8 protein-coding genes are annotated in these 7,429 nt (G+C 47.2%); 7 read left to right on the top strand and 1 reads right to left on the bottom strand.

Translation table 11 applies throughout. The features are described 5' to 3' along the window. Window positions 1-6: 6 nt before the first annotated feature. The 7 genes from B5E64_RS16830 (at window position 7) to B5E64_RS16860 (ending at window position 6,688) form a co-directional block, all read left to right on the top strand. Window positions 7-1,869 carry a PTS mannitol transporter subunit IICBA gene (locus B5E64_RS16830; RefSeq protein ID WP_087169613.1) on the top strand — a complete coding sequence of 621 codons (1,863 nt, stop codon included), beginning with the start codon at window positions 7-9 and terminating at the stop codon, window positions 1,867-1,869. A gap of 129 nt (window positions 1,870-1,998) precedes the next feature. Beyond that, window positions 1,999-3,015: an alpha-hydroxy-acid oxidizing protein gene (locus B5E64_RS16835; RefSeq protein WP_087169614.1), complete on the top strand. Its 1,017-nt coding sequence runs from the start codon at window positions 1,999-2,001 to the stop codon at window positions 3,013-3,015. Between the two features lie 15 nt (window positions 3,016-3,030). Beyond that, window positions 3,031-3,381, top strand: coding sequence for an arsenate reductase family protein (locus tag B5E64_RS16840; protein WP_087169608.1), 351 nt, complete (start codon window positions 3,031-3,033; stop codon window positions 3,379-3,381). 17 nt (window positions 3,382-3,398) lie between these two features. After that, a complete protein-coding gene (greA, locus tag B5E64_RS16845) occupies window positions 3,399-3,902 on the top strand; it encodes a transcription elongation factor GreA (RefSeq protein WP_087169609.1) in 504 nt (167 codons plus the stop codon). 254 nt (window positions 3,903-4,156) lie between these two features. Further along, complete coding sequence (locus B5E64_RS16850; RefSeq protein ID WP_087169610.1) at window positions 4,157-4,585, top strand: hypothetical protein; 429 nt, start codon at window positions 4,157-4,159, stop codon at window positions 4,583-4,585. Window positions 4,586-4,782: 197 nt separating this feature from the next. Continuing rightward, window positions 4,783-5,496 (top strand): IMP cyclohydrolase, encoded by a 714-nt coding sequence (locus tag B5E64_RS16855; RefSeq protein WP_087169611.1) that lies wholly within the window; start codon window positions 4,783-4,785, stop codon window positions 5,494-5,496. 13 nt (window positions 5,497-5,509) lie between these two features. Further along, window positions 5,510-6,688: a phosphoribosylaminoimidazolecarboxamide formyltransferase gene (locus B5E64_RS16860; protein ID WP_087169612.1), complete on the top strand. Its 1,179-nt coding sequence runs from the start codon at window positions 5,510-5,512 to the stop codon at window positions 6,686-6,688. A gap of 63 nt (window positions 6,689-6,751) precedes the next feature. On the opposite strand, the gene B5E64_RS16865 is transcribed toward B5E64_RS16860, so the two are convergent. Continuing rightward, entirely contained in the window at window positions 6,752-7,219 is a 468-nt protein-coding gene (locus B5E64_RS16865) for an HAD family hydrolase (RefSeq protein WP_048620444.1), read from the bottom strand. Window positions 7,220-7,429: the final 210 nt, after the last annotated feature.

The raw sequence follows: 7,429 nt of genomic DNA on the forward strand, positions 1-7,429 counted from the left end.
GGATTTGTGAAAAATAACATACAGCGTTTTGGTAAATTTTTATCGGCAATGGTAATGCCGAATATCGGTGCATTGATTGCCTTTGGCTTTCTTGCCGCGCTTTTTATCGACACCGGATGGATCCCGAATAAAGGATTCAACAGCATGGTCAGTCCGATGCTGACATACCTTATCCCGATTTTGATCGCCTCAACCGGAGGACGTATGATCGGCGGGGACCGCGGACGTGTGGCGGGCGCCATTGCAGTAATTGGTGCGATTATGAGCAATACGGAAATTACAATGCTCATGGCGGCCATGGTAATGGGTCCTCTGGCAGGATTCTGTGTCAAGAAGTTTGACGAAGCGATGGACGGACATATGCCGGCAGGATTCGAGATGCTGATCAACAACTTCTCGGTCGGCATCATCGGTATGGTTCTGGCTATGCTTGGATACGTAGCAATCGGACCATTCATGAGCGCGATTCTGATGATTTTATCAGCAGGCGTCAATTTCCTTGTGGAACACAGTGTGCTTCCACTTGTGTCAGTGTTTGTGGAACCGGCGAAAGTTCTCTTCCTCAATAATGCGCTGAACCACGGTATTTTTACACCGATTGCAACGGAACAGGCAGCAGAAGCAGGAAAATCCATCATGTACATGCTGGAGACCAATCCGGGACCGGGACTTGGTGTTCTGCTTGCTTATATGTTCTTCTGCAAAGACAAGGTGACAAAAGATTCTGCACCGGGTGCAGTGATCATTCACCTTCTGGGAGGTATTCATGAGATTTATTTCCCGTATATTCTGATGAATCCGGTTGTGATTGTTGCGCCGATTCTTGGAAATATGGCAGCTATTCTTTGGTACACCATTACAGACTGCGGCCTGGTCGGACCGGCGTCACCAGGTTCCATCATTGCCTACCTGATGGTATCGCCGGGATCTGATCTTGTCAAAGTACTGATCGGTGTCGTGATTGCGGCCGGAATCTCCTTCGTGGTTGCCTCTCCGATTGTCAAAATGGCAGGAGGAAGAAGCCTTGAGGAAGCTCAAAACGAAATGGCAAGCATGAAGCAGGCTGCAAAAGGGGAAACAACAGTACCGGGAACGATTGAACGTTCCGAAGAAGTGAAAAAAATCATCTTCGCATGCGATGCAGGTATGGGATCTTCCGCGATGGGAGCAACCAAATTCCGCAACAGGATCAAAAATGACCGCCCGGATATTACGGTATCCAATACATCGGTCGATACAATACCGGCAGACTGTGATATCGCAGTCGTACAGACAACACTTGCTGCCCGCGCGAAAAAAGCAGCGCCGCAGGCACAGCTGATTACAATAGGAAATTTCCTTGCGGATCCGGCGCTGGATGCCTTGTATGTACAGCTGACAACCGGTGATGCTCCGGCAGCACCTGCGGGAGAAAATACGGACATTCTTATTCCGGACACACCGATCAAAAAACAGGTGATCGTTGCGGACGGAATCCGTCTGGGACAAAAACCGGTAACAAAAGAGGAGGCCATTCAGGCAGCCGGAGAACTTCTCGTAAAACTCGGATACGTGGACGAATCTTATGTAGAAGCAATGCAGGAACGGGAAAGACTGGTATCTACCTACATGGGCATGGGCGTTGCCATCCCGCATGGAACGACCCAGGCAAAAGGAACAGTAAAGAAAACAGGAATTGTATTTTTGCAGTATCCGGAAGGCGTCGATTTCGGTGCGGAAAAAGCACAGCTTGTGTTCGGTATCGCCGGAATCGGAGACGAACATCTCGATCTTCTCGGAAAACTCTGTACCCTTCTGGAAGACCCGGCACTTCTGGAAACATTAAAGACAACAGACGATGTAGACTGGGTACTGGAACAGTTATCATAATATCATTTATTTTCGGGGACGTGTTCCGATGCACAGGAACACGTCCCCGATGTTATGTGTGTACTCTTGCGGCTTCCTGTGAAGTTTGCTACAATAAAGAAAGTGGAAAAAGAAACGGAGGAAAGAGATATGACATATGAAGAGATATTAAAAGAAGCACGTACCTGTATCGGCCAGTACTGCAAAGCATGTCCGGTCTGCAATGGTAAGGCATGCAGAAATCAGATACCGGGTCCGGGAGCCAAGGGCGTGGGTGATACAGCTATCCGCAACTATGATAAATGGCAGGAGATCCGTGTAAACATGGATACGATCTGTGCAGGGGGAGCTGCGGATACCTCAGTGGAGCTGTTCGGAAAGACATTTAAGTACCCGTTTTTTGCAGGCCCGGTAGGAGCAGTGAATCTGCACTATGGTGAGAAGTACAATGATCAGACTTACAATGATGTTCTTGTATCTGCCTGTGCAAAGGCAGGGATCGCAGCAGTGACCGGAGACGGTGTGGATGCAAATGTGATGAAGTTTGCGTGTGAGGCGATTCAGAAAGAAGGAGGACTTGGAATTCCGACAATCAAGCCGTGGAATCTGGAAACAGTGAAAGAAAAGATGGAGCTCGCAAAGCAGGCAAAGGCATTTGCGGTTGCCATGGATATCGATGCGGCCGGACTTCCGTTCCTGAAAAACATGACACCTCCGGCAGGAAGCAAGACCGTGGAAGAGCTGCATGAGATTGTCAGCATGAGTGATGTGCCGTTTATCGTAAAAGGTATCATGACGGTGCGCGGTGCGCTGAAGGCTGAGGCGGCAGGAGCTGACGCAATCGTTGTGTCCAACCATGGAGGACGTGTGCTGGATCAGTGTCCGTCTACAGCAGAGGTACTTCCGGAGATTGTGGATGCAGTCAAAGGAAAGATGAAGATCTTCGTGGACGGCGGAATCCGTTCCGGTACAGATGTATTCAAGGCGCTGGCGCTTGGTGCAGATGGAGTCTTTATCTGCCGTCCGTTTGTGACAGCAGTCTTTGGAGCAGGAGAAGAAGGCGTGCGTACTTATATTGAGAAGATCGGAAGTGAGCTTGCGGATACGATGGGAATGTGCGGAGCAGCCTCCATCAAAGAGATTACAAGAGATATGATCCGCATTTAATCAGGAGGAAGCAACATGCTGTTTATTGAATATCCAAAATGCAGTACCTGTCAGAGAGCCGGTAAATGGCTGGAAGCGCAGGGAGCCGAGTTTGAAAGAAGAAATATTGTAGAGAACAATCCGACCAAAGAGGAGCTGAAAGCCTGGCATCAGAAAAGCGGGCTTCCGCTCAAGCGGTTTTTTAACACAAGCGGCATGAAATACCGGGAACTGGAATTAAAAGACCGTTTGAAGGAGATGAGCGAGGAAGAGCAGTATGAACTTCTGGCAACAGACGGGATGCTTGTAAAGCGCCCGCTTCTTGTAGGAGAGGATTTTGTGATTCCGGGATTCAAGGAAAAAGAATGGGCAGAAAAAATCGGGTAAAGGAAGCGTAAAAGACAATGCGGGAACAGCTGACAGAGCATGATGTAAAGAAGATTCAGGAGGAGATCGAGTACCGGAAACTGGTTGTCCGCAAAGAGGCGATCGAAGCGGTCAAAGAGGCAAGGGCACACGGCGACCTGAGCGAAAACTTTGAGTATCATGCGGCAAAGAAAGACAAAAACCGAAACGAAAGCAGAATCCGTTATCTGGAAAGGATGCTGAAGACGGCGAAGATTGTAAAGGATACGTCCGCGTTGGATGAAGTAGGGCTTAACAATCTGGTGGAAGTCTACTTTCCGGAAGATGATGAGACAAGCACCTTCAAGCTGGTCACCTCCATCCGCGGCAATTCTCTGGACGGTAAGATCAGCATCGAATCGCCGCTTGGAAAGGCGATCCTGAAAAAGCATGCGGGGGACCGAGTGAAAGTGAAAGTAAGCGACGACTACAGCTACGAGGTTGAGATCCGTTCCATTCAAAAGACAACGGACGACGAGGATGACAAAATCAGAAGCTATTAAAACGCAGGCGGCGGAAGTCCCGGAAGATACCGGAGATTCCGCCGTTTTTGTTTAACAGGAAACTTCGTTCCCTGTTAAACAAAACGCTCCGCGGGATGCGCACTCGCGCAAAGCAGAAATTTGTCACTAAAGCGACCGCGCTCGGCGCGAGAGTTCCGCGAGCGGAACTCTTTGTTCTTTGGAACTTTTTCAAAAAACTGCATAAAATCACGGGAAGAGAAGATACTAGAAAGCAAAAAAAAGGAGTGTGCCAAATGAGTGGAAATACTGAGCTTTTAAATTTTGTGTATCAGAATTCCCAGATGGGGATTGAATCATTAAGCCAGCTGATCGAACTTTCCGATGATGAGGAGTTTAAAGAATGTATGGAGAAGCAACTGGAAAAGTACAGGGAATTCAACAAAGAGGCCAGAAGGCTTCTGGAAGAGCGGGGACATAACGAAAAATCCATCGGCATGTTTGACAGGCTGAAAACGTATCTGATGATCAACCTTCAGACGATGAATGACAAATCCGCCTCCCGCATGGCTCAGATGCTGATTGAGGGAAGTAGCATGGGAGTGACCAATGCCTTGCAGGATCTGAGGAAGTATGAAGATGCGGACACGGAAATTCTTCGCCTCATGCGGAAACTTTACAAATTTGAAGAGAAAAATGTGGAAACCTACAAGGCATTCTTGTAGAAAAAGAGGAAAACAACACTCTGCTATACGGACGGCAGGGTGTTTTGTTTTGTGAAAAACAGCTGTTGATAAGAGAAAGCGCATAATGTTCATTAGAAATACTTACATAAAGATGGGCGATTACACTGGAATAACAAAGGCAGTTTGCGTTATAATGAATAGGAACGATGAAAAACAAACGGCAAAGGAGAAAATTCATGGAAATGTTATCAATCGAACAGGAACTGAAGGGAAATTCTTATCCGGGACGTGGAATTATCATTGGTAAGACACCGGACGGCAAAAAGGCAGTGACAGCCTATTTTATTATGGGACGCAGCGAAAACAGCCGCAACCGGATCTTTGTAGAAGATGGACAGGGAATCCGCACCCAGGCTTTTGATGAATCAAAGCTTACAGACCCAAGCCTGATTATCTATGCACCGGTGCGTGTGCTTGGAAATAAGACTATTGTGACAAACGGAGATCAGACCGATACGATTTATGAGGGAATGGACAGGCAGCTTACATTTGAGCAGTCTTTAAGAAGCAGAGAGTTTGAGCCGGACGCTCCGAACTACACCCCTCGTATTTCCGGAATCATGCACATTGAAAACGGAAACTACAATTATGCGATGTCAATCTTAAAGAGCGATAACGGAAGACCGGAGAGCTGCCAGAGATTTACGTTTGCATACAATAACCCGGCAGCCGGAGAGGGACACTTTATCCATACATATAAATGTGACGGAAATCCGCTTCCAAGTTTTGAGGGAGAGCCGAAACGGATTGCTGTTCCGGATGACATCGAAAGTTTCACAAATCTTCTCTGGGAGAGCCTCAACGAGGAGAACAAAGTATCTCTTTTTGTACGTTATATTGATATTGAAACAGGAAACTATGAGACAAAGATCGTAAATAAGAACAAATAGGAGCGGATCGAGAATGAAAGAATTAGAATTAAAATACGGATGTAACCCGAATCAGAAACCGGCTAAAATCTTCATGAAAGACGAAAAAGAGCTCCCGATCAAAGTACTGAGCGGCAGACCGGGATATATCAACTTTCTGGATGCGTTCAACGGATGGCAGCTGGTAAAGGAGTTAAAAGAGGCGACCGGACTTCCGGCGGCAACTTCTTTTAAGCACGTATCACCGGCAGGAGCAGCGGTAGGACTTCCGCTTTCCGATACATTAAAGAAGATTTACTGGGTGGATGATTTAGGAGAGCTTTCCCCGCTTGCATGTGCATACGCAAGAGCAAGAGGAGCGGACAGAATGTCTTCTTTCGGTGATTTCATCTCCCTTTCCGATGTGTGTGACGTATCTACTGCAAAGATTATCAAAAGAGAAGTATCCGATGGAATCATTGCTCCTGGATATGAACCGGAAGCGCTTGAGATCCTGAAGCAGAAAAAGAAAGGAAACTACAACATCATCGAGATTGATCCGGAATATGTGCCGGCTCCGATCGAGCACAAGGATGTATTCGGTATTACTTTTGAGCAGGGACGCAATGAGTTAAAGATTGATGACGACTTTTTCTCCAATGTGGTAACAGAAAATAAAGAGCTGACTGATCAGGCGAAGATCGATATGGCAATCTCCATGATTACATTGAAATATACACAGTCCAATTCCGTATGCTATGTCAAAGACGGACAGGCCATCGGAATCGGTGCAGGACAGCAGTCACGTATCCACTGTACAAGACTTGCAGGAAACAAGGCAGACAACTGGTTCTTACGTCAGTCTCCGAAGGTACTCGGACTTCAGTTTGTGGACGGCATCGGACGTGCGGACAGAGACAATGCCATCGACCTTTATATCGGGGATGAATACATGGATGTTCTCGCGGACGGCGTATGGGAAAAGACATTCAAGGTAAAACCGGAAGTCTTCACAGCTGAGGAAAAGAGAGCATGGCTGGATCAGATGACCGATGTAACCCTTGGATCCGACGCATTCTTCCCGTTTGGAGACAATATCGAACGTGCCCACAAGAGCGGTGTGAAATATATTGCGCAGCCGGGTGGATCTGTAAGAGATGATAATGTCATTGAGACATGCAATAAATATGGAATGGTAATGTCCTTTACCGGACTCCGTCTGTTCCACCACTAAGAATCAGCTAAATACAGAAAAGAAAACGGGGATAGGACTTTTGGTCCTATCCCCGAGGTTGTCTTATCCACGTAGTCCTGCGATGATCCGTTTCGGATGAAGAAAGAGCTCCAGCGCTTCCTCGGAGGAGTGCACACACAGATCGCAGTAAGGCAGGAGGGGCGGATACATACCCTCCCGGTCTATGACCGCGATGGAAAGGGCGGCTTCTTTCAGCATGAAAAGGTCATTGCGTCCGTTCCCGATACAGGCACAGCAGGACGCTCCGGTTTCTTGGAGTTTCTGAAGTTTATAGGAAGCAGCATCAGACGTTGGGAAGGTGTCCAGAAGAAGGGGGATGCTCTGGCATTCTGCGGCAGCGGTTCCATGGGTGTCGGCGGTCAGGACGTGGATGGTCAAGGATTCAGAGAGTTGGATAAGAAGTTCCCTTACACGATCTCGGATCCTGCCGTCTTCAGCAATGGTGCCATTATAGTCCAAAAGCAGATGGTTGATGGTAAGGGTCTGATAACCTGGTATTTCAATTTGCATTTCTAAACCTCCTTAGGTCCCTGACTGGGTCAAGTCTCTTTCTATTATACAATAAAACCAATACGATAGATATGAAAAGAAGCGGCAGCGTTCGGTGAAAGTCACGCTATCAGACTCTTTTTGTCATACCTGGATTTGGGATTTTCTGGCCAACACTGTAAATACTGTCAAAAATTTCATAAAGAATAAGTCAAAACATACAAAAAATAT

This window comes from Drancourtella sp. An12, assembly GCF_002160935.1.
Lineage (GTDB): Bacteria > Bacillota > Clostridia > Lachnospirales > Lachnospiraceae > Sellimonas > Sellimonas catena.

What these genes read in the sequence shown, in the direction of transcription:
- B5E64_RS16865 (WP_048620444.1), bottom strand. Translation starts at nt 7,219, where the DNA reads ATGCAAATTGAAATACCAGGTTATCAGACCCTTACCATCAACCATCTG.
- B5E64_RS16855 (WP_087169611.1), top strand. Translation starts at nt 4,783, where the DNA reads ATGGAAATGTTATCAATCGAACAGGAACTGAAGGGAAATTCTTATCCG.
- greA (WP_087169609.1), top strand. Translation starts at nt 3,399, where the DNA reads ATGCGGGAACAGCTGACAGAGCATGATGTAAAGAAGATTCAGGAGGAG.
- B5E64_RS16860 (WP_087169612.1), top strand. Translation starts at nt 5,510, where the DNA reads ATGAAAGAATTAGAATTAAAATACGGATGTAACCCGAATCAGAAACCG.
- B5E64_RS16850 (WP_087169610.1), top strand. Translation starts at nt 4,157, where the DNA reads ATGAGTGGAAATACTGAGCTTTTAAATTTTGTGTATCAGAATTCCCAG.
- B5E64_RS16835 (WP_087169614.1), top strand. Translation starts at nt 1,999, where the DNA reads ATGACATATGAAGAGATATTAAAAGAAGCACGTACCTGTATCGGCCAG.
- B5E64_RS16840 (WP_087169608.1), top strand. Translation starts at nt 3,031, where the DNA reads ATGCTGTTTATTGAATATCCAAAATGCAGTACCTGTCAGAGAGCCGGT.